Source organism: Kitasatospora sp. NPDC051702, assembly GCF_040681575.1.
In the GTDB taxonomy this organism is placed as follows: Bacteria; Actinomycetota; Actinomycetes; order Streptomycetales; family Streptomycetaceae; genus Kitasatospora.
In genome coordinates, this window is record NZ_JBFAZB010000014.1 from 21042 (window position 1) to 43777 (window position 22736).

At 72.7% G+C, this 22736-nt stretch carries 16 protein-coding genes; 10 read left to right on the plus strand and 6 right to left on the minus strand.

The genetic code is table 11. From position 1 onward, the window contains the following. Nucleotides 1–20 precede the first annotated feature (20 nt). From AB0N04_RS14625 to AB0N04_RS14635, 3 genes are all read right to left on the minus strand, one after another. Nucleotides 21–722, minus strand: coding sequence for a response regulator transcription factor (locus tag AB0N04_RS14625; RefSeq protein WP_360213361.1), 702 nt, complete (start codon nt 720–722; stop codon nt 21–23). Nucleotides 723–1069: 347 nt separating this feature from the next. Beyond that, complete coding sequence (locus AB0N04_RS14630; protein WP_360213359.1) at nt 1070–1717, minus strand: hypothetical protein; 648 nt, start codon at nt 1715–1717, stop codon at nt 1070–1072. A 53-nt stretch (nt 1718–1770) separates the two neighbouring features. Beyond that, on the minus strand, nt 1771–2649 hold the full coding sequence (locus AB0N04_RS14635; protein ID WP_360213357.1) for a universal stress protein: 879 nt from the start codon (nt 2647–2649) through the stop codon (nt 1771–1773). A gap of 377 nt (nt 2650–3026) precedes the next feature. On the opposite strand from AB0N04_RS14635, the gene AB0N04_RS14640 reads away from it, so the two are divergent. The 10 genes from AB0N04_RS14640 (at nt 3027) to pflA (ending at nt 17297) form a co-directional block, all read left to right on the plus strand. Further along, nucleotides 3027–4526: an amino acid permease gene (locus AB0N04_RS14640; RefSeq protein ID WP_360213355.1), complete on the plus strand. Its 1500-nt coding sequence runs from the start codon at nt 3027–3029 to the stop codon at nt 4524–4526. Nucleotides 4527–4564: 38 nt separating this feature from the next. Beyond that, nucleotides 4565–5788 (plus strand): arginine deiminase, encoded by a 1224-nt coding sequence (locus tag AB0N04_RS14645; RefSeq protein WP_360213353.1) that lies wholly within the window; start codon nt 4565–4567, stop codon nt 5786–5788. Nucleotides 5789–5812: 24 nt separating this feature from the next. Then, a complete protein-coding gene (argF, locus tag AB0N04_RS14650; protein WP_360213351.1) occupies nt 5813–6817 on the plus strand; it encodes an ornithine carbamoyltransferase in 1005 nt (334 codons plus the stop codon). A 2-nt stretch (nt 6818–6819) separates the two neighbouring features. Then, nucleotides 6820–7842 (plus strand): carbamate kinase, encoded by a 1023-nt coding sequence (locus tag AB0N04_RS14655; RefSeq protein ID WP_360213349.1) that lies wholly within the window; start codon nt 6820–6822, stop codon nt 7840–7842. Continuing rightward, on the plus strand, nt 7842–8630 hold the full coding sequence (locus AB0N04_RS14660) for an HPF/RaiA family ribosome-associated protein (protein WP_360213347.1): 789 nt from the start codon (nt 7842–7844) through the stop codon (nt 8628–8630). Before AB0N04_RS14655 ends, AB0N04_RS14660 begins: the two co-directional genes overlap by 1 nt. Before the next feature lie 507 nt (nt 8631–9137). Further along, nucleotides 9138–9998 (plus strand): universal stress protein, encoded by an 861-nt coding sequence (locus tag AB0N04_RS14665; protein WP_360213345.1) that lies wholly within the window; start codon nt 9138–9140, stop codon nt 9996–9998. 403 nt (nt 9999–10401) lie between these two features. Beyond that, nucleotides 10402–11076 (plus strand): CBS domain-containing protein, encoded by a 675-nt coding sequence (locus tag AB0N04_RS14670; protein ID WP_360213343.1) that lies wholly within the window; start codon nt 10402–10404, stop codon nt 11074–11076. 496 nt (nt 11077–11572) lie between these two features. Then, nucleotides 11573–14206: a bifunctional acetaldehyde-CoA/alcohol dehydrogenase gene (gene adhE, locus AB0N04_RS14675; RefSeq protein ID WP_360213341.1), complete on the plus strand. Its 2634-nt coding sequence runs from the start codon at nt 11573–11575 to the stop codon at nt 14204–14206. A 14-nt stretch (nt 14207–14220) separates the two neighbouring features. Further along, nucleotides 14221–16485: a formate C-acetyltransferase gene (gene pflB, locus AB0N04_RS14680; RefSeq protein WP_360213339.1), complete on the plus strand. Its 2265-nt coding sequence runs from the start codon at nt 14221–14223 to the stop codon at nt 16483–16485. A 77-nt stretch (nt 16486–16562) separates the two neighbouring features. Next, nucleotides 16563–17297, plus strand: a complete 735-nt coding sequence (pflA, locus tag AB0N04_RS14685) for a pyruvate formate-lyase-activating protein (protein ID WP_360213337.1) — start codon at nt 16563–16565, stop codon at nt 17295–17297. 108 nt (nt 17298–17405) lie between these two features. Here pflA and AB0N04_RS14690 read toward each other — a convergent pair whose 3' ends face one another. The 3 genes from AB0N04_RS14690 to AB0N04_RS14700 all read right to left on the minus strand — a co-directional run bounded on the left by AB0N04_RS14690 (nt 17406) and on the right by AB0N04_RS14700 (nt 21850). Next, nucleotides 17406–17873, minus strand: a complete 468-nt coding sequence (locus AB0N04_RS14690) for a universal stress protein (protein ID WP_360213335.1) — start codon at nt 17871–17873, stop codon at nt 17406–17408. Between the two features lie 60 nt (nt 17874–17933). Further along, the gene (gene adhP, locus AB0N04_RS14695) at nt 17934–18950 is read right to left on the minus strand and encodes an alcohol dehydrogenase AdhP (protein ID WP_360213333.1); all 1017 of its coding nucleotides are present in this window, start codon (nt 18948–18950) and stop codon (nt 17934–17936) included. 212 nt (nt 18951–19162) lie between these two features. Further along, nucleotides 19163–21850 (minus strand): glycosyl hydrolase, encoded by a 2688-nt coding sequence (locus tag AB0N04_RS14700; RefSeq protein ID WP_360213379.1) that lies wholly within the window; start codon nt 21848–21850, stop codon nt 19163–19165. Nucleotides 21851–22736 lie beyond the last annotated feature (886 nt).

The following is a 22736-nucleotide window of genomic DNA, read 5'->3' on the forward strand; positions in this document are numbered from 1 at the left end:
GGTGTCCCGAGGCGGTCGGTTCAGCGGCCGGGCCGATCGGTGGGCTGCCGGTTGGTTGCCAGGGTCTGGGTGGCGATCAGGGCGGCCTGGACGCGCCGTTCCACGCCGAGCTTGGCCAGCAGGCGGGAGATGTGGTTCTTGACGGTCTTCTCGGCGAGGTAGAGCCGTTGACCGATCTGGCGATTGGTCAGCCCCTCGCCGACCAGGGCGAGGACCTCCCGCTCCCGTTCGGTGAGCCGGGGCAGGTCGGAGCTCTGCTGGGTGGTGGCGTCGCCGCGCAGGCGGGCCATCAGACGGGTGGCAGCGCCGGGGTCGAGCATCGACTGGCCGGAGGCGACCGTGCGCACGGCGGAGACCAGGTCGGTTCCGCTGATCTGCTTGAGGACGTAGCCGGCGGCTCCGGCCATGATGGCGTCCAGGAGGGCCTCCTCGTCGTCGAACGAGGTGAGGATCAGGCAGGCAAGTCCCGGCATGCTTGAGCGCAGTTCGCGGCAGACCGTCACGCCGTCGCCGTCCGGCAGCCGCATGTCGAGGATGGCGACGTCGGGGCGGAGGGCGGGGACCCGGGCGAGGGCCTGCTCGACCGTGGCGGCCTCGCCGATCACCTGGAGGCCCGGCTCGGCGTCCAGCAGGTCGTGCACGCCCCGACGGACCACCTCGTGGTCGTCCAGCAGGAACACCTTCACCGGGCCGCTCGTCCCAGCTGCCGGACTCTCCGTCATCACCGCTCCAACCCCCGTGTGCCCGCCCCGGTGGCAGGCTGCGTGAAACCTACGCGAAGTCTGGCGTGACCGGGGGTGGTTTCGGTAGGGCCGTCCGGCCCTACTCGGTCCGGGACACGGCTGTTGTGGAGCGTGGCGGCCAGTGGGTGCGACGGTATCGACACGGGGCAGAAGCTGATCCCGATCCTGGTCCAGCTGGAGGGCCCGGCCGTCGAGCTCGGCTGGTGTTGTGGACGGGCGGTGCGGCGCACGCGGCGGCGACGACGGCCCGCGCGGTGCCGGGTCGGTCTGGCACGGTCCTCCTTGCAGGGCCGAGCCGGTCGGGGGAACCGTGCCGTCGTGTCCGGTCAGCCGAGGTGGTGTCCGCGTGGGGCGCGGCCGCTCCACACGGGTTCCAGCCGGGCCCAGGACCGTGTCCAGGCCCGGTCGGCCCGACGGTCCAGGGCGCTCAGCCTGACGCAGAGCCCGGCGGAGGCGAGCACGCTGAGCAGAGCGAAGAGGAACAGGCCGAGGAACACCGCGTCGAACACGAGGTCGGCGGTGCTCGGGGGTGCGGCCGCCGGGCGGCCGTCCCGGTCGACCCAGATTCCGACGGTGGCACCGGGCCCGGTGGCCCGGGGTACGTCGATGGTGCCGGTGTTGCGCTGGTTGCCGGGGTAGGTCCAGGCGGCGTCGGCGCGGTAGACGGCCTTTCCGCCGGCGACGGTGGCCTCCGCCCTCCGGACCGAGCCCTGCACCGAGGCTTCGACGCGGTGCAGGCGGGCGGCCGTGGCCGCGGCCTGCCGCTGGCCGACGGAGAGATGGGTGACGGCGGCCCCGGCGCCGAGGAGTGCCGCGAGGCCGATCCCGAGGGCGGTGAGCACCACCGCCCGGCTCCGGGCCCGGTCGAGAGCGCGGCCGAGTGGGTTGCGCTCCGGACCGAAGGCCCGGCGCAGGTGGCCGCACGACGGTGCGGACGGGTTGTCGGGCCGGGCGCGGCGGTGGGTGCTGGACACGGTGGTGCTCCTTGTCGCTGCTCGGGTGGGCGGTGGTGCGGGGTGCGCTCGGCTCACGGGTGGGGGACCACGACGACCGGGGCGGCGCAGTGGTGCAGAACGGCGTGGGCCACCGGACCGAGGCGCGGTCCCAGGCGGTGACGGCGCTCCCGCCGGCCGACGACGACGAGGTCGGCACGGGTGGAGGCCTCCAGCAGGGCCTGGGCTCCGCCGCCGAGGCGGACCTCCTCGACGATGTCGACGCCGGGGCGTCTTGCCCTCAGGCCGGCGAGGACCGGTGAGATCAGGGCCGTTTCGCCGGCCTCCTGCTCCACCGGGTCCACCATGGGCGACATCAGGCCCCCGTAGGCCCAGGAGGCCACCAGGTCCCACCCGTGCACGACGCGCAGCCGGCAGCCGCGCAGCTCCGCCTCGGCGGCGGCGAACTCGACGACGGCGTCGCAGGGTTCACGGCCGTCGAGACCGACCAGCACCTCCCGGGTCGCCCCGACGGCCGCGGTCCGCTCGGCGGGTGCCTGTCCGAAGCGGACCAGCACCGTCGGGACGGTCGCGCCGGCTGCCACCGCGAGCCCCACCGAACCGACCAGGAGGCCGGCGAACCCGCCGAGCCCGCGGGACCCGAGCACCAGCAGTTCCTGCCCCTTCGCCGCGGCGATCAGCCCGTCGACCGGATCGTCCGAGAGCACCACGGCCTCCACCGGGAGGTCCGGGTGGTCGTGCCGGATCCGGTCGCCGATGCCGTGAAGGGCGTCCAACGCCCTCGGCCGCGGGTCGCCGGGCCGCGAGGTGTTGTCGTCCCCGGCGTCGAGCCACGGCCAGGCGTGCAGCAGCCGGAGGGCGCAGCCCCGGCGGCGGGCCTCTTCGGCCGCCCACAGGGCCGCGGCCTCGCTCTGCGGCGATCCGTCGATTCCGGTCAGGACACAGCGCGTCATGGTGGTTTCCTCTTCGTCGGATCACGGCACCGGGCCCGGACGGCCGACGCCCGGCATGCCGTCGAATCTCCCGTCCGGGCGCCGACGGGAGAAGGGACCGAAGGGACCGGCCGGGGGGCCCGGTGGTCCCGGTCGCGGGACCGGCGGGCCGTGCGCCCCTCCCGGTACCTCTGCATGTCGACCGCGAGGGGCCCGGGCCGGGCCCCGGTGGTCCCGGTCCCGCCCGGGACCACCGGGCGGGGGGACCGGGACCGCGGGCAGGGGGAGCAGGGACCGTCGGCCCCTGGGGCGGGGCCGCCCGGCAGACGAGGATCTTCATCGGCGAGCGGTGGGCAGGCCCCCGCCCCGGACCTCCACTCTGACCTAGGAGCACCCTCATGTCCGCACCCGACCGACCGGATCGACGGGCCGCCGCCGCGGCCCCGGGGCAACGGAGAACCGACACGCGCTTCGGACTGCCCGCCGCGACCGCGCTGGTCGTCGGCAGCATCATCGGCACGGGCGTGTTCGCCCTGCCGTCCGCGCTCGCTCCCTACGGCCCGATCGCACTGGTGGCGTTCGTCGCCGTGACCGTCGGCGCCCTGGCACTGGCGGTGGTGTTCGGGCGGCTGTCCGAGCGGGTGCCGGGCAGCGGCGGCCCCTACGTCTACGCCCGGGAGGCGTTCGGCGAGTTCGCCGGGTTCCTGACGGCCTGGTCCTACTGGATCACCGCCTGGGCGGGCAACGCGGCCATCGCGGTGGCCTGGGTCGGTTACGTCGAGGTGTTCGTCGACAAGGGTCACCACACCTGGGCGTCGATCACGATCGCGTTGGCCGGGCTCTGGCTGCCGGCGGCCGTCAACCTGACGGGCGCGCGGAACACCGGGGCCTTCCAACTGGTCACCACCGTGCTGAAGTTCCTGCCACTGGGCTTCATGGCGACCGCCGGACTGCTGTTCGTCAAGTCCGGCAACTTCGGGGCCTTCAACGCGAGTGGAGGGTCGGCGCTCGGCGCCGTCTCGGCGGCGGGCGCCATCGCCCTGTTCAGCTACATCGGGCTGGAGACCGCCTCCGTCGCCGCCGGCCGGGTCCGGGACCCGAAGCGCAACGTGCCCCGGGCGACCGTGTACGGCACGCTGGCCTGCGCGGCGATCTACCTCCTCGGAACCCTGGCCGTGTTCGGCACCGTCCCGCACGATCAACTCGCTGGCTCCACCGCACCGTTCACCGACGCGTTCAACACCATCGCGGGCGGCACCTGGGCCGGGAACCTGGTCGCCGCCGCGGCGATCGTCTCGGGCCTCGGGGCACTCAACGGCTGGACGCTCATCTGCGCCGAGATGCCGCTCGCCGCGGCCCGGGACGGACTGTTCCCGTCCGCGTTCGCCAAGCTCCGGGGGCAGGGCCAGGTGCCCGTCTTCGGCATCGTGTCGGCGACCCTGCTCGCGTCGGTGCTCACCGTGGTCAGCTACACCCAGTTCACCAAGGTCTTCACCGAGATCGTGCTGCTGAGCGTCCTGACCGCCGTCATCCCGTACCTGGTGTCCGCGGCCGCCCAGCTGCTCTGGCTGGTGCAGCACGGCCGCGCCGAGCTCGACCGGCGGCGCCTGGCCCGGGACGTCACCGTGACCGTCCTCGCCCTGGTGTTCTCCTACTGGTCGATCCAGGGCAGCGGTTACCAGACCGTCTACTACGGCTTGTTCACCATCCTGGCCGGCATCCCGGTCTACATCTGGCTCAAGCGGGAGCGGGGCGGGAGCGCCACGGTCCCGGCGGAGCCCTCCGGTGCCGGCACGACCGCCGCCCCCGCGCCGATGGCCCACCCGGCCCGCACGGCCCACCCCGTCGGCCTGCCGACGATCGTCCTGCGCGCGCTGCGCCCGCGGCACCAGCACTGAGAACCGCGTCCACGCGCCGAGAACGAGGAGACCCACCGATGAACACCCTGCGTGTCGATTCCGAAGCCGGCCGCCTGCGCCAGGTCATCCTGCACCGCCCCGGCCTCGAACTCGCCCGGCTCACTCCCCGCAACGTCGACGACCTGCTGTTCGACGACATCCTGTGGGCCAAGCGCGCCCGCGAGGAGCACGACGCCTTCGCCCAGGTGCTGCGCGACCACGGCGTCCGCGTCCACCACTACGCCGACCTGCTCGGCGAGACCCTCGCCCTGCCGCCGGCCCGGGCCTGGCTGCTCGGACAGATCGTCACCGAGGCCACCGTCGGGCCCGCTCTGGTCGACCCGGTCCGGGCACTGTGCGAGGACGTGGACGGCCCGACCCTCGCCGAGTACCTGATCGGCGGCGTCCTCAAGGACGACCTGCCGCTGAAGAGCCCGCACAGCCTGGTCTGGAACGCGCTGGGGGAGCAGGACTTCGCCCTGCCGCCGCTCCCGAACCACCTCTTCCCGCGCGACAACTCCTGCTGGATCGGCGGGCGCTACAGCCTCAATCCGATGGCCAAGCCCGCCCGTCGGCGGGAGACCCTGCACACCGCCGCGGTCTACCGCTTCCACCCGCTGTTCGCCGAGACCGCGCCCCCGCTGCTGGACGGCACCGTCCAGTCCCCGGGCACCAGCCTGGAGGGCGGCGACGTCCACGTCGTCGGCGAGGGCGTGGTCATGGTCGGCATGGGCGAGCGCACCACCGCGCAGGCCGTCGAACAACTGGCCCAGCAGCTGTTCCAGTACGGCACCGCGCGGCGGCTGATCGCCGTCCGCCTGCCGGAGAGCCGGGCCTTCATGCACCTGGACACCGTCCTGACGATGATCGACCGGGACACCTTCGTCGTCTACCCGGGGCTGGCCGACGGACTGCGGTCCTGGACCCTGACGCCCGCCCCGGAACGACCGGCCGGCTTCGACGTCCGCCCCGACACCGACCTCGCCGCCTCGCTCGCCGAGGCCCTCGGCCTGGACACGGTGCGCTTCCTCTCCGCCGAGCAGGATGTGCGCGCCGCCGAGCGCGAACAGTGGGACGACGGCAGCAACTTCCTCGCCCTCGAACCCGGCGTCGTCGTCGGCTACGAGCGCAACACGACCACCAACACCCATCTGCGCAAGCAGGGCGTCGAGATCGTCACCATCGCCGGATCCGAGCTCGGCCGCGGCCGCGGCGGCCCGCGCTGCATGAGCTGCCCCATCCAGCGCGACCCCGCCAACTGACCACCCCCACAAGGAGAAACCGCCATGACCATCGACCTGCACGGCCGTCACTACCTGGACGAACTCGACTTCACCGCCGCCGAGATCCACCACCTGCTCGACCTCGCCGCCGAGCTGAAGGCCGCGAAGCGGGCCGGCACCGAGACGCCCCGGCTCACCGGCCGCCGCCTCGCGCTGATCTTCGAGAAGAACTCCACCCGCACCCGCTGCGCCTTCGAGGTCGCCGCCGCCGACCAGGGCGCCACCACCACCTATCTCGGGCCGGACAGTTCCCACATCGGACACAAGGAGAGCGTCGCCGACACCGCCCGCGTCCTCGGCCGGATGTACGACGGCATCCAGTACCGCGGCTTCGACCAGGGGACCGTCACCGAACTCGCCCGCCGCGCCGGAGTACCGGTCTACAACGGTCTCACCGACGCCTGCCACCCCACCCAGAGCCTGTGCGACGTGTTCACGATGCGTGAGCACAGCGGCCGGCCGGTGGCGGAGATCTCCTTCTGCTATCTCGGCGACGCCCGCAACAACACCGCCAACTCACTGATGACGATGGGGAGTCTGCTCGGCATGGACGTCCGGATCGCCGCGCCGAGCGCACTGTGGCCCGAGCCGGAGCGCGTCGCCGGTTGCCGGGCGCTCGCGCTGGAGAGCGGCGCCCGCCTGACCCTCACCGAGGACGTGGCCCAGGCCGTGCGCGGCGCGGACTACCTCTACACCGACGTGTGGGTGTCGATGGGCGAGGACCACGACCACTGGCCCGACCGCATCGCCCAGCTGCTGCCGTACCAGGTCGACGCCAAGACCCTCGCCGCCACCGGCAACCCGGACACGGCCTTCCTGCACTGCCTGCCGGCCCTGCACGACACCAGTACCGACCTCGGTGCCGAACTCGCCGCCCGCCACGGGCTCGACGGCGTCGAAGTCACCGACGAGGTCTTCGAGTCGCCGGCCTCGCTGGTGTTCGACCAGGCCGAGAACCGGATGCACACCATCAAGGCGATCCTGGTCGCCACCCTGGGGAGGGACTGACCGTGCGCATCGTCGCCGCCCTCGGCGGGAACGCCCTGCTCCAGCGGGGTGAACACCCGGACGCCGAGGTCCAGTTGCACCACGTCCACCAGGCGGCCCGCTCGCTCGCCGAGCTCGTCGAGGCCGGGCACGAGGTGGTGATCACCCACGGCAACGGCCCACAGATCGGCCTGCTCGCCGTCGAGAGCGAGACCGACCCGGCCCTCACCGCGCCCTACCCGCTGGACGTCCTCGGCGCCCAGACCCAGGGCATGATCGGCACCCTGCTCGCCCGGGAGCTGATGAACCGCCTCCCCGGGCGGGAGGTCGCCGCCCTCGTCACCCACACCGAGGTCGACCCGGACGACCCGGCGTTCACCCACCCCACCAAGTTCATCGGGCAGCGACTCGGCGAGCAGCAGGCCCGCACCCTGGAGCGCGAGCGCGGCTGGACCACCGCGCCGGACGGCGCGGACCGACGCCGTGTCGTTCCGTCGCCCGAACCGCGGGCGGTGCTGGAAGCGCCCCTCGTCCGCCGCCTGCTGGCCGGCGGAGCGGTGGTGATCTGCGGTGGTGGTGGGGGCGTCCCGGTCATCCGTGACCGCGACACCGGCCTGCTCCGGGGAACCGAGGCCGTCGTCGACAAGGACCGCACCGCCGCCCTGCTCGCCGAGCAGCTGGACGCCGACGCCCTGCTGATCCTCACCGACGTCACGCACGTGTTCACCCGCTACGGCACCGCCCACCCCGGCCCGCTGGTGACCGCCACGCCCGAGCGCCTGCGCGCGCTGGACCTGCCCGAGGGCTCGATGCGACCCAAGACCGAGGCCGCCGCCGCGTTCGCCGAACGGACCGGCGGCCTGGCCGCCATCGGCCCGCTCGACAACGCCCTCGGCACCGTCCTGGGGACTACCGGGACCGCCGTCCGCGCCGCCCCGGACGGCGGGGAGAAGGGCCAAAGGCCCTGCCGGCGGGACGTCCGGCCGGCGACGGTGCCGCCCGGCGCCCGGCCGTCCGACACCACATCCGAAAGGCAGGACTCCTGATGGACCGTTCGCACCCGCCGATCGCCCACGACATCGAGGTCGAGACCCGGGGTGAGGTGTCCCTCGCCGCGCCGGACTACGCCAGGGCAAGGCTGCTGGCTGTGGTCGAGCGGCTGCACGAGCCGGTCCTCGCGGCTCGGGTGAAGCTCACCCAGGAGAGCAACCACGCCGTCGTCAAGCCCGCCATCGCCCAGGCCGTGGTGGACCTCAACGGCCGCCCGGTCCGCGCCCACGTGGCGGCCGCGACCATGCAGGAGGCCGTCGACCTGCTCCGGGACCGGCTGAGCGCCCGGCTCGCCCGGGTGCACCGGCACCGCGACTCGCACCGTACCGCCGTCCCGGCCGACCGAGGGGCCTGGGACGACGAGGCGGCCCGCGGGCACCGCCCGCTCCGGCGCGCCCTGGCGCCGGAGGAACGGCGGGTCGTGCGGCACAAGACGTACAGCCTGCCCAGCCAGAGCGCCCGGGCCGCCGTGTTCGAGATGGAGGCCATGGACTACGACTTCCACCTGTTCACCGACGCCGCCACCGGCTGCGACAGCGTCGTCTACCGCGACGAGCGCACCGACGGGCACCGCCTCGCCGGCACCGGACCTGTCGGCGAGCCGGAGCAGGGGCTCACCGTGAGCACCGCCGGGGTGCCGGACCTGACGGTGGCCGAAGCGGTGTCGAGGCTCGACCTCACCGGCTTGCCGTTCGTCTTCTTCACCGACACCGCCACCGGGCGGGGCAACGTGCTCTACCACCGCTACGACGGCCACTACGGCCTCATCACGCCGGTGGGGTAGCCGGCGCGGGAACGCGAACCGGGGACGGCCTCAGCCGTCCCCGGTTCGCGTCGTTCCGGTGCCCGGCGCCCGGTGCAAGGACCCGGCGCCAGTCGTACGGGCCACCCGGGGCGCGACGTGCGAACTGGCTGGTGATGTAGGGCATCAGCACCGTGGTCACGGTGGTGGTCGCGCCGGACCTCGTCGCCGATGGCCGGGGCCGGGCAGCGGCGGGCGAAGGATCCCGCCACGTCGGCGTCCTGTGCCGCGGAGGACGCCGACCGCCGCCGGCCGGCGCCCGCGGTGAGGACCGCCTCACGGGGCTGCGCGTCGGGTCCGCTGTGCTGCAGTACGAGGCCGCACGGCGGCGGTGGTGCCGGACGCGCGATCCCCCGCGTGGCGCCGGGACTTTGGGCCCGGACGCAGGGCTGCTCGGCCCCTGCCGCCGCCCTCGGCTACGGCGCGATGCTGTCCCGGACAGCGGGGACGCGGACGGCGGCGTCCCGTGGGACCGAGAGAGGACGCGACATGTCGCACTCCGTGGTGGTGGGGATCGACGGCTCGGAGCAGAGCACGGCGGCGGCCGCATGGGCGGCCGCGGAGGCCGACCGGAGCGGGCGGTCGCTCCGCATGATCCATGTCGGGGGACCGGAGGACGGAAGGCCGCTGCGGCCGGAGGGGGTGGATGACGGTCTGCCGTCGGCGGTGCTCTCGGTCCGGGACCGAATCGCGGCCGTCCTGCCCGGCCTGGGGCTGTCGTGCGAGCGGATTCCGGGCAGCCCGGCCCACGCGCTCGCGGCGGCCGGCGCGCGGGAAGGACTGATCGTTCTCGGTTCGCGGGGGCTCGGAGGATTCACCGGTTTGCTGGTCGGTTCGGTGGGGCTCCGGGTGGCAGCGGACGCGCTCTGCCCGGTCGTGCTCGTCCGGGCGGACACGGACGGCGAGGCCGCCGGGGCGGGTGACGTCGTCGTGGGCGTCCAGGGCGACCGGCCCTGCGCCGAGGTGCTCGCCTTCGCCTTCGAACAGGCGGCCCGCCGTGGCGTCAGCCTGCGCGTGCTGGAGTCCCGTTCGCTGCCGGCCGGCCCGTACGTGACGAAGGCCCCGGTCGACCAACCGGAGATCAGGGGCGCCCTGGCGGAGGCGGAACTGGTGCGCCTCCAGGACGCGCTGGCTCGTTGGCGGGACAAGTTCCCCCAGGTTCGGGTGGAGGCCGAGGTCACCTCCCGCCACGCGGGCGGCGCGCTCGTCGACGCCTCCCGAGGAGCCTCACTCGTCGTGCTGGGGCGGCGGACTCCCGGCCGTCAGGTGGGGGTGTCCCGGTTGGGGAGTGTGGCTCATGCCGTCCTGCACCATGCGCACAGCCCCGTCGCGGTCGTCCCACACGACTGAACCGCCCGGTGGTGGCTGCGGCCCGGACCCGTCGAGGTCCGGGCCGCGGCCGTTCCCGGGTGCCGACCGGGTGCACTGGGCCGGTCGGTCCCGCGAGCGCCCCGCGCGGGGGGAGATCGGGCTGAAGGTCCCGGCACGGAGACCCCTTGGGCCCTTCGCCGGGACGCCCCGGAGGCGGATGGTTGAAGCACTCGGAATCGGCGAGAGGTACGAACCTCCCGGCACCCACGGACAGTCGACTCGGCGGATCGGGCGCGACCGGTCAGGCCTGTCGGCCGACCGGAACGGTGCGCGGCACGCCCCGGTCGTCTCCGCTCACGGCCCCGGGCGCCGAGCCGCCGCGCCGCACTCACCTGACCGGGCCCCACCGGCCCGACACACGTGCCCGAAAGGAAGTCCGACCATGCGACACCGGATCGTGGGAGAGCTGATGACCTCCGCCGTCGTGAACGTGCGGCCCGATACCGGCTTCAAGGAGATCGTCCGACTGCTCGCCGACCACGGCATCACCTCCGTGCCGGTCCTCGACGAACAGGACCGACCGCTCGGCCTGGTCTCCGAGGCCGACCTGCTGCTCAACGAGGCGTCCCAGGAGGACCCCGCCGGCCTGCTGCTCACCCCTCGGCTGTCGGCCCCCGACCGGGCCACGAGCCGCGCCACGACCGCCGAGGGCCTCATGACCAGCCCCGCCGTGTGCGCCCGCCCCGAGTGGACCGTGGTGGAGGCTGCCCGGGTGATGCAGCTCAAGGGTCTCAAGCGCCTCGTGGTGACCGACGAGGCCGGCCGCCTGGTCGGCATCGTCAGTCGCGCCGACCTGCTGCGCGTCTTCCTCCGCCACGACCGGGCGATCCGCGAGGAGATCCGCGGCGACATCCTCTCCCGCACCCTGGGCATCGCGCCGGACAGTCTCGACGTCCAGGTCCACGACGGACAGGTGACCCTGAGCGGCACCGTCGGGCACCGGAGCCTGCCGGCCGTCGTGGAGCGGCTGTGCCGGAGCGTGGACGGTGTGGTCTCGGTGACCAGCCGCCTCGACCACCGGGCAGGCGACACCGCCGCGCAACGCCCGGCAGGCTGATCCGGGCTCAGCGTAGAAGGTGCGGCCGGACCACAGGTCCGATCAGGACGCCGGCCCGGTCGCCCAGGCCCTCCTCCACCACTCCGGCTGCCCCGTGGCGGTCGTGCCCGAGGGTTGAACGCCCGGCACCTGGCCTGGACCCTCGGGACCGGGCCGGGGCCGACCGGCCCGCTGCGGTCGGAGCCGGCCGACCGAGAACCTGCCGGACGTCAAGGGTCGCGCGCGAGGGCGCCGGCCACAAGGAAGGAGACACGGGCGGCGGGGACCGCACGCCGGAGGCCGTGGGCGGACACGCTGCCCACGGCCTCCGGCGTGCCCGTGCCCGTGCCCGTGCCCTTCGGCTCGTCAGGCGACCGCGAAGGAGGGACCTTCGGCCCGACACGGTGCCCCTTTGGCCGCCTCCCTCGGCACCGCTGCCGGGAGAAGCTTTCGATGGAAGCGCGAGCAAGCCGCACGCGCCCGACTCCCGGACGATGAACCGGAAGGTGGTCCAGCCATGCCCCGCCACCCGCAGCCCGAGGAACCGACGGTTCCTCCCGTGCCCGTCGCCGTCGGCCGTCTGGTCGCCGACGCGCTGACGTCCCTCGAGGAGTACGCCGACTTCACCCAGGAACAGGTCGACCGCATCGTCAAGAAGGCCTCGCTGGCGGCGCTGGCCGAGCACACCGGGCTCGCCGCGCTGGCCGTGGAGGAGACCGGCCGCGGGGTCTTCGAGGACAAGGCGGTGAAGAACGTCTTCGCCTGCGAGAACGTCACCCACGTGATGGCCCGGACCAGGACGGTCGGCGTGGTGCACCGTGACGAGATCGACGGCATCGTGGAGATCGCCGAGCCGGTGGGGGTGGTCGCCGGCATCACCCCGGTGACCAATCCGACCTCCACCACGATCTTCAAGTGCCTGCTGGCGCTCAAGACCCGCAACCCGGTCGTGTTCGCCTTCCACCCGTCGGCCCAGCGCTGCTCGGCCGAGGCGGCCCGGATCGTCAGGGACGCGGCGGTGGCGGCCGGTGCCCCGGCGCACTGCATCCAGTGGATCGCGGAACCGTCGATGGAGGCCACCCGCGCCCTGATGAACCATCCGGACGTCGCCACCATCCTGGCCACCGGCGGCAACGCGATGGTGCGGGCCGCGTACTCCTGCGGCAAGCCGGCGCTGGGCGTCGGCGCGGGCAACGTCCCGGCGTACGTGGAGAGGAGCGCGGACGTGCGGCGGGCGGTGAACGACGTCGTGCTGTCGAAGTCCTTCGACAACGGCATGATCTGCGCCTCCGAGCAGGCCGTCGTCCTGGACGGGGAGATCCGGGAGGCGGCGCTCGCCGAGTTCCGGACGCTGAAGGCCCACCACGCGAGCGCGGAGGAGAAGGCGCTGCTGGAGCGGTACCTGTTCGGGGCGGGGGCGGGTGCGACGTGCGCCGGCGGCCGGTTGAACGCCGAGGTGGTGGGCCGGTCGGCGGCGCAGGTCGCGCAGGCGGCGGGCTTCGAGGTGCCGACCGACACCTCGGTCATCCTCGCCGACTGCGAACGGGTCGGACCCTCGGAGCCGCTGACCCGGGAGAAGCTCTGCCCGGTACTCGCCGTCCTCACCGCCCGCTCCCGCGCCGAGGGCATCGAACTGGCCGCCGCGATGGTGGAGTTCGACGGTCTCGGGCACTCGGCGGCGGTGCACACCGAGGACGCGGCGTTCGTCGAGGAGTTCGGGCACGCGGTCAAGGCCTGCCGGATCATCTGGAACGCGCCCAGCTCGCAGGGCGGCATCGGCGACGTCTACAACGCGTTCACGCCCTCGCTGACCCTCGGTTGCGGCAGCTACGGACACAACTCGGTCTCCGGGAACGTCTCGGCGCTGAACCTCGTCAACATCAAGCGGATCGGGCGGCGCAACACCAACATGCAGTGGTTCAAGGTCCCGCCGAAGATCTACTTCGAACGCAACTCGGTCAGGTACCTGGCGAGCATGCCGAACGCACACCGGATCGTCGTCGTCACGGACCGCACCATGGTGGAGATCGGCCACCTGGAGCGGATCCGGGGCGTGCTCGACCGCCGCCGCGACCCGGTCGAGGTGCGGGTCATCGACTCGGTCGAGCCCAACCCGAGCATCGACACCGTCCACAAGGGCGCAGCCCTGATGCGGGAGTTCGAGCCGGACACCATCGTCGCGCTGGGCGGCGGCTCGCCGATGGACGCCGCCAAGGTGATGTGGCTGATGTACGAGCACCCGGAGGTCGAGTTCGCGGACCTGAAGGAGAAGTTCTTCGACATCCGCAAGCGCGCGTTCACCTTCCCCGACCTCGGGGAGAAGGCGAAGCTGGTCTGCATCCCGACCACCTCGGGCACCGGGAGCGAGGTCACCCCCTTCGCGGTGATCACCGACACCGCCACCGGCCAGAAGTACCCGCTCGCGGACTACGCGCTCACCCCGAGCGTGGCCATCGTGGACCCGGCGCTGACCACCGGCCTGCCGAAGCACGTGACCGCGGACACCGGCTTCGACGCCCTCACCCACTGCATCGAGACCTACGTCTCCGTCTACGCCAACGACTTCACGGACGGGCTCGCCCTCCAGGGCATCCGGCTGATCTTCGACAACCTGGAGCGCGCGGTGCTGAACGGACCGGACGACCCCTTCGCCCGGGAGAAGATGCACAACGCGGGCACGATCGCCGGCATGGCCTTCGGCTCGGCCTTCCTCGGCGCCGTGCACGCCATGGCCCACACCCTCGGCGCGACCTTCCACATCGCCCACGGCCGCACCAACGCCCTGCTGCTGCCGCACGTCATCCGCTGGAACGGCTCCGCCCCCGCGAAAGTCACCGGCTGGCCCAAGTACCGGAGCTACACCGCCCCCGAGCGCTACCAGGCGATCGCCCGGATGCTCGGTCTGCCGGCCGCCACCCCCGAACAGGGCGTCGAGTCCCTCGCCTCGGCGGTCGAGGACCTGCGGGACAGGGTCGGCATCCCGCGGTCCTTCAAGGCGGCCGGCGTGGACGAGGCGGCGTTCCTGGCGGCCCTGCCGCAGCAGGCGATGAACGCCTACGAGGACCAGTGCGCCCCCGCCAACCCCCGGATGCCGATGCTCGCCGACATGCGGCGGCTGATGCGCCGGGCCTACTACGGCGACCAGGCCTGAGAGAGGACACCGCGATGACCACCTCGCAGCACGAGTCGACCACCACCGCCTGGAACGGCTTCCGGAACGGACCGTGGCGGGACACCATCGACGTCCGCGACTTCATCCAGCGCAACTACACCCCGTACGAGGGCGACGCCGCCTTCCTCACCGGCCCCACCGACCGCACCCTCGCCGTGTGGCGGCAGATCACCGACCGCTTCCCCGAGGAGCGGGCCAAGGGCGTGTACGACATCGCGTTCGACATCCCGTCGGGCATCACCGCCCACGCGCCCGGATACATCGACCGGGAGCGGGAGTTGATCGTCGGCCTGCAGACCGACGCCCCGCTGAAGCGCGCGATCATGCCCAACGGCGGCTGGCGGATGGTGGCGACCGCGCTGCGGACCTACGGCTACCCGGTCGACCCGGAGCTGGAGAAGGTCTTCACCCGGTACCGCAAGACCCACAACGACGGGGTGTTCGACGCCTACACGCCCGAGATCCTCGCGGCCCGCAAGGCCGGCGTCATCACCGGGCTCCCGGACGCCTACGGCCGCGGTCGGATCATCGGCGACTACCGCCGCGTCCCGCTCTACGGCGTGGACCGGCTGATCGCGGCCAAACGGGCCGAGAAGGCCGAGCTGGACGCCGGGCCCACCGATCCGGCGCGGCTGGAGGAGACCATCCGGCAGCGCGAGGAACTCGCCGAGCAGATCAGGGCGCTGGAGGAGCTCAAGGAGATGGCCGCGGCCTACGGGCAGGACATCTCGGGTCCGGCCGGCACCGCCCGCGAGGCCGTCCAGTGGCTCTACTTCGCCTACCTGGCCGCGGTCAAGGAGCAGAACGGCGCCGCGATGTCGCTCGGCCGCACCTCGACCTTCCTCGACGTCTACCTCCAACGTGACCTCGCGGCAGAGCTCCTGACCGAGCAGCAGGCCCAGGAACTGGTGGACGACTTCGTCATCAAGCTGCGGATCGTCCGCTTCCTGCGCACCCCCGAGTACGACGAGCTGTTCTCCGGAGACCCGACCTGGGTCACCGAGTCGATCGGCGGCATCGGCACCGACGGCCGCCCCCTCGTCACCCGGACCTCCTTCCGCTACCTGCAGACCCTCTACAACCTGGGCCCGGCCCCCGAACCGAACATGACGGTCTTCTGGTCCCCGCGACTACCGCAGGGCTTCAAGGAGTTCTGCGCCCGCGTGTCCATCGACACCTCCTCGATCCAGTACGAGTCGGACGAGCTGATGCGCCCGCGCTTCGGCGACGACACCGCGATCGCCTGCTGCGTCTCCGCGATGGAGGTCGGCAAGCAGATGCAGTTCTTCGGCGCCCGGGTCAACCTCGCCAAGACCCTGCTCTACGCGATCAACGGCGGCCGGGACGAGAAGTCCGGCGTCCAGGTCGGCCCGGCCACAGCCCCTGTCGGCGGGGACGTGCTCGACTACGAGGAGGTGCTCGCCCGCTTCGACGAGCAGTTGGACTGGCTCGCCGGGACGTACGTCCACGCACTCGACGTCATCCACTACATGCACGACAAGTACGCCTACGAGCGCATCGAGATGGCCCTGCACGACCGGGACGTCCGGCGCACCATGGCCTGCGGCATCGCCGGCCTCGCGGTCGCCGCCGACTCGCTGTCGGCCATCAAGTACGCCGAGGTCACCCCGGTTCGGGACGAGACCGGCCTGGTCACCGACTACCTCGTCGAGGGCGACTACCCGGCGTACGGCAACAACGACGACCGGGCGGACGCCATCGCGGTCCGGCTCGTCGAGGAGTTCATGGCGAAGGTGCGCGAGCATCCCGCCTATCGGGGTGCCGAGCACACCCAGTCCGTGCTCACCATCACCTCCAACGTCGTCTACGGGAAGAAGACCGGCAACACCCCGGACGGACGGCGAGCGGGCGAGCCGTTCTCGCCCGGCGCCAACCCGATGAACGGGCGAGACGTCCACGGCTACGTGGCCGGGGCCCTGTCGGTCGCGAAGCTCCCGTACGAGCACGCCGAGGACGGCATCTCACTCACCGACACCGTCACCCCGGACGCGCTCGGCCGCACCCCCGAGGAGCGGGTGTGCAACCTCGTCGGTGTGCTGGACGGCTACACCACCTGCCGCGGCTTCCACATGAACGTCAACGTCCTCGACCGGGACACCCTCCTGGACGCGATGGACCACCCGGAGAGGTACCCGCAGCTGACCATCCGGGTCAGCGGCTACGCGGTCAACTTCGTCCGGCTCACCCGCGAACAGCAGCTCGACGTGATCGGCCGCACCTTCCACGACGCGCTGTAGCTCCCGCCACCCGCTCGCGGTGCCGGCGTCTCCCCGACCGAGGACGCCGGCACCGCGCCACACTCCGAGGACACCCGATGACCGCCACCGGCACGCTGCACTCCTGGGACCTGTCCACCGGAGTCGACGGCCCCGGCACCCGCTTCGTCACCTTCCTGGCCGGCTGCCCGCTGCGGTGCCTCTACTGCCACAACCCCGACACCTGGTCCATGCGCCACGGTCGGCCCCGCTCGGCCGAGGAGATCGTGCGCGAGGCCGCGAAGTACACCGACTTCATCCGCGCCTCCGGCGGCGGCGCCACCGTCAGCGGCGGCGAGCCGCTCCTCCAACCCGCCCTCACCGGCGAACTGCTGCACCGGTTCAAGCACGAGCTCGGCCTGCACACCGCCCTGGACACCTCCGGCTTCCTCGGCGCCCGCGCCTCCGACGCGCTGCTCGCCGACACCGACCTCGTGCTCCTCGACATCAAGTCCTGGGACCGCACCCTCTACCGGCATCTGACCGGCCGCGAGCTCGCCCCCACCCTGGCCTTCGCCCGCCGCCTGGCCGACCTCGGCACCGAGGTCTGGGTCCGCTTCGTCCTCGTCCCACACCTGACCGACCCCACTGAGAACATCGAGGGCGTCGCCACCTTCGCCGCCTCGCTGGGCAACGTCACCCGCGTCGACATCCTGCCCTTCCACAAGCTCGGCGCCGCCAAGTGGCGCGCTCTGGAGCTGGACTTCCCCCTCGCCGACACGCCCGACCCCACCCCGGACCGGACCGCCGAGGCCCGCGGCGTCTTCACCGCCCATGGCCTGTACGCCGTCTGATCCGCCAGGGTCGGACTGCGGACGCCCGACCGAGGACACCGCCAGGCAGGGCCCAGGAAACGCGTGCGCCGCGCCGATCACGTCGGCGCGGCGCACACGGTCCGGAGGTCACCGTCCGTCGCCGGGCTCCGCCTTCGCCCGCCCGGCCTCCCGGACGACGACGACCGGGCAGGAGGCGTGCTGGACACAGTGCTGCGTGACCGAGCCGAGCACGGCCCCGGTGAAGCCCCCGTGCCCCCGGTTGCCGACGACGAGGAGCTCGGCGCCCTCGGCGACGGTCAGCAGGACCCGGGCCGCGTTGCCGGGGGCCACGCGCTCACGCACCTCCACCAGGCGGTCCAGGCCCCACTCCCGCGCGACCGTCTCGGCGAGGACCTTGCCGGCCAACGCCTCCGCGTCCCCGTCCACCGTCGCCGGGACCAGACCGTGGGAGGCCGGGTACTCCCAGGCGGTGACCGCCTCCACCGCGGCTCCGACCAGGGCGGCCTGCCGCAGAGCCCACCGGAGAGCGGCTCGGGAGGACTCCGAGCCGTCCGAACCCACCACGATCCGCCGTCGTGCCGTCGTGCCGTTCATCCCGTACGCCGATCCCTTCCCTCGATGGTGGTCGCGTTTCCCCGATGATGGCCGCGCGGTTCAGCCGCGCAGGTCGAAGACCAGGCGGGCCGCGACCTTTCCTGCCAGGACCTCGTCGAAACAGGCGTTCACGTCGTCCAGGCGGCGCGTCTCGCGGATGACCCGGGTGCGGCCGAGGGCGTGCAGGCGGAACACCTCGGCGAGGTCCTCGCGGGTACCGACGATCGAACCGATCACCCTGGTGCCGTTCAAGACGGTCTCGAAAACCGGGAGTTCGAGCTTGCCTCCGGCCGGAAGCGCGACCAGCACCAGCGTGCCGCCGCGCCGCAGCGCCCCGTAGGCGGCCTGGAAGGAGGCGTTGCTGACGGCGAGGGCGATGGCGGCGTGGGCGCCACCGAGGGCCTGGACCTCGGCGGCGACGTCCTGGGTGCGGGCGTCCAGGACGTGGTCGGCGCCGAGGTCCCGGGCGAGTGCGAGCTTGTCGTCGGTGACGTCGACGGCGATGGTCTCGGCGCCGGAGATCCGGGCGTACTGCAGGGCCAGGTGGCCGAGTCCGCCGATGCCGGACACCAGGACGCGGGTGCCCGGTCCGGCCCCGGAGACCTTGAGCGCCTTGTACGTGGTCACGCCGGCGCAGGACAGCGGTGCGGCGTCCAGCGGGTCGATGCCGTCGGGGACGGGCACGACGTAGTCACCGTGCGCGAGCGCGTACTCGGCGTAGGCACCGTCCACCGAGTAGCCGCTGTTGTGCTGGCGGAGGCAGAGCGTCTCCCAACCGCTGACGCACTGGTCGCAGCGCCCGCAGGCATCGGCCAGCCAGGGGATGGCGACCCGCTCGCCGACCCGCACGTGCCGCACCTGGGCCCCGGCCTCCTCGACGACGCCCACCCCTTCGTGCCCGGGCACGAACGGCGGGTTCGGTGTGACCGGCCAGTCGCCGTGGGCGGCGTGGATGTCGGTGTGGCAGAGGCCGGAGGCCTCGATCCTGACCCGCACCTGGTGCGGGGCCGGCCGGGGCACCGGGCGGTCCTCGATGACCAGCGGAGCGGTGAAGTCGTGGACGACGGCGGCCTTCATGGTGTTCCTGCCCTTCGCGCGGTGGGGGGCGGCGCCATCCGCGGGTGGCGCGTCACATCCATCCCACACTCTCCGGCGGGGTCTCGCTCGGGCCGGACGGTGCACCCTGCCCGGGCCCTTGGTCCCGCTGCTCCCGCCGAAGCCCCCGAGGCCGGTGTGCGGACCGGTCATCCGGCCGGTCCGCACACCGGCGGTGTCGCTCACCGAGGGGATCAGTCGTCGACCTCGTCGTAGCGGCCGTGGCCGAGGCGGCGCAGGTCGAAGGACCAGATGCCGCGGCCGAAGGTGGCGGCGTAGAGCTTGCCGTCGGGGCCGATCTTCAGCTGCTGCACCGAGGTGGTGGGCAGGCCCTTGCCGAGCACCCTGAAGTCGGTGGTGCCGGGTGCGCGGTAGAAGGCGGCGAGGTCGGTGCCGAGGGCCAGGCCGCCGTTGGGCAGCAGCTTGATCGAGGTGGCGGGGACGTCGGGCAGGTTGGCCGAGACGTCGGTCCAGGTGGTGCCGCCGTCGTGGGTCTCGAAGAGGTGTCCGATGCCGGCGCCGGGGCCTTCGGTCCAGCTGCGGGAGAAGCCGCTGAAGGAGACGAGGACGTGCTGGGCGTCCTTCTCGTCGACCGCGAAGGAGGAGACGTAGCGGTTGGGCAGGGTGCCGTCGACGGGCAGGTCGAGCTGGTGCCAGCCGGTGCCGTCGGTCTTGCCGACGGCGATGCCGCGGCTGAAGCCCTGGTTGTTGCAGGGGCCGCACCAGCCCGCGTAGACGGTGCCGTTGACGGTGGCGACGGCGGTGGCGACGTGGCCCTCGCCGAGGTCGTAGGCGGAGGTCCACTCGCTGCCGCTGCGGATCGCGTAGCCCCTGTGCTGCACCCAGACGTGCCGGCCGCCGGCGATCCAGGTGTTGCCGTCCTTCGGGTCGCTGGTGATCGGGGCGATGAAGCGGGCGCCGGCGCCGCCGAGGTCCTTGTCGGGCGGGGCGACCTCGTAGGAGGTGGCCTTGCTCGGGTCCTTCGTCCAGCCGCCGTCGTTGACCGCGCAGTTCTGGGTGACCCACATGTCGAGGTAGACGTACTCCTCGGCGATGTTGCAGCCGTCGGCCGGGTCGACGAGGGTGTCGGCGCCGTCGCCGCCGAAGTTGGAGCCCATCACCTTGTCGTGGGCGCGCAGGATGGATTCGCCGTTGTCCTGGAGGCCGCCGCTGACGATCACGCCCTTGCCGGAGCGGTCCGCCGGGTCCTTGCCGATGCCGACCGAGTAGTACTGCAGAGTGTCGATCGTGCCGTCGTTGAGGGACTTCCAGTCCTTGGCGTGGCCGCCCGCGTCCAGCTGACCGTTGACCGGACGGGTGTAGATGCCGCCGTCGTTGCCCACGTACACCGAGGCCCGGCCGTGGTTGCCACCGATGGCGACGGCGTGCTGGTCGGAGTGCGTGGTCGGCGAACAGTCGCCGGTCTGCTTGGCCGGGTCGATGCTCCAGCACGGGAACGGGTTGTTCCAGTACGGCGCGATGGTGGCCCACTTGGCGCCGCCGTCGGTGGTCTCGAAGACCTCCTCCAGACCCGCCCAGACGTGGTCCGGGTTGGCCGGGTCGACCTGGAGGAACTGGTTGTACCAGGACTGGATGCCCGGCTGGTACCCCTCGTCCTGGAGCGCCGAACCGGAGCCCTTCAGCTTGTCCTTGTCCGCGACCAGCGTCCACGGGCCGGACGGGGAACCGGACTTGGAGACGTAGACGCCCTTGAGGCCGGTGTCGGGGTTGTGCGCCATGACGTCCGGGGACTGGTCGATTGCGTAGTAGCGCGAGCCGTCCGCCGAGCGGGCGAAGGTCACGTTGCCGACGTTCGCGGCATCGGTCGGCAGGTCGCCCAGCGAGGCGACGCGCTGCCAACTGCCGTCCGCGGCCTTGCCGTAGAAGCCGTTGTAGGTGTCACCGCCGCGCCAGCCCACCGCCAGGATCACCTTGGACGGGTCCTTGGGGTCGATCGCGACGTCGTTGGCGATGTTCTTGTACGGCGCGCTCGGGTCGCCCGCCTTCGCACCGCCCGGCAGGTAGTCGGGGTTGGGCGCGAACTCCAGCGTCCACGGGCCCGACAGCGTGGTGGTGGAGTGGCTCCACACGCCCCGGTTGGTGGCCGCCCACACCTTGTCCCCGGCGAAGCGCAGCTGGTGGATCGTGGTGGACTCCAGCTCGGCGCCGCCGATCCGGTTGCCGGGCTGGAACTCGCCGTGCTTGGGGTCGGAGAGCACGTACACGCCGGTGCCGACATAGGAGGTGGCCCCGGTGTTGGACTCACCGGTGGCGTACCAGAGCCGGCCGCCGCCATCGAGATCCAGGGTGCCGGTGGACAGCGTGGGCAGCCTGTCGGCGATCGCCTCCCAGTGCCCGCCGCCGGTGCGGGAACGGAACACCCCGCCGTTGGCGCCGCCCGCGTAGACGTACCCGTCGTCGTCCGCGGCGAGGCCGGTGATCCGCCCGGTGACGAAGCCGGCACCGCCGCTGGAGTTGGAGTTGACGTCGCGGTAGCGCGGGTCGTCCCCGTTGTACGGCTTGTTCGTCACGTGGTCCCAGGAACCACCGGTGTGCGGCAGCGACTGCAGCTGCGCCCAGGCCGCGCCGTACGCGCCGGGGGCGACCACGCCGGGGGCGGTGCGGGCCTCGGTGTACTGCGCGGTGCCCTCGGCGGAGTTCTCCGCCTCGTCGCCCTCGTCCCCGCCGGACTCGGCCTTGGCGGAGAACGCCTTGGCGGAGGAGGCCTGGGCCGTGGTCGTGCCCTTGACCTTCTGGGCGTGCTTCTGGCCGATCTCGGTCAGGTGCTGTACCGGGACGGGCTGGGTCCCGGGCTGTGCGGCGGGTGCGGCGAGGGCCTGAGTGGTGGTCAGGCCGAGCGCGGTGAGCGTGACGGCGCTCATGAGCAGCCGTCGTCGTTGCCTGTTCGGCACGGGTGCTTCCTCCCCTGGGCGTCCGGGGTGCGCGGTCGCGCGCCCCGGCTGGAGCAGACCGAAGCCTGTCCGGTGCGGTGGCACGCTGGGAAGGGGAATCCGCGTAACGAATGATTAAAGCCAATTCTGTTAAATCAGTTCAGTAGAAGGAGAGTTCGGTTCGGCAGGAGGTGGTCAGGGCCTCGACGGCGAGGCAGAGCGGGGGCGCGCCGACGGAACCGAACGGGCGCGGCTGCCATCTCATGACCGCACCTCCGCACGAACCGGGAGCTCCTACCGCATGGACCGCCGCAGAGCCGTGGGAACCGCCGTCCTCGTCCTCGCCGCGCTCGCAGCCGCCTCGGCCTGCGACGCGGACGAGCGCGGCGCCAACCGGCCTGCCGGCACGCCCGCGGCCCCCACCACCTCCGTCCCGGCAGCGCCTTCGGCAGCGTCACCGCCGGCGCCGGGTACGCCACCGGCCACCACGACATCGACCTCACCGGCCTCGGGCACAGTGCCGCCCGCACCGCCCCGAACCGCCGCTCCACCCTCCGCGGACGCCTCCACGCCGCCCGCACCCGTTCCGTCCCTCGACATCGAGAACCCGACCGACCTGCTCCACGGCTCCGCCGCCACACCCACTCGCCCGACGAGCTGACCCGGCGGTCGGCCGGTGGTCGAGGCGGGTACTGCTGTGCGACTGACGGGCGGGAGGACCATCGGCCGGACAGGTCCGTCGCGGCGCACCGCGGTCGCGACTGGGTATGACGGTGGACGCGCACGGTCTTACGGTGGATTCATGGGCACGATCCGGGCGCGGCCCGGGCAGCACCCGCCGGCCTCCATGTCATCAGGGCGGACAGGACGGATGAGA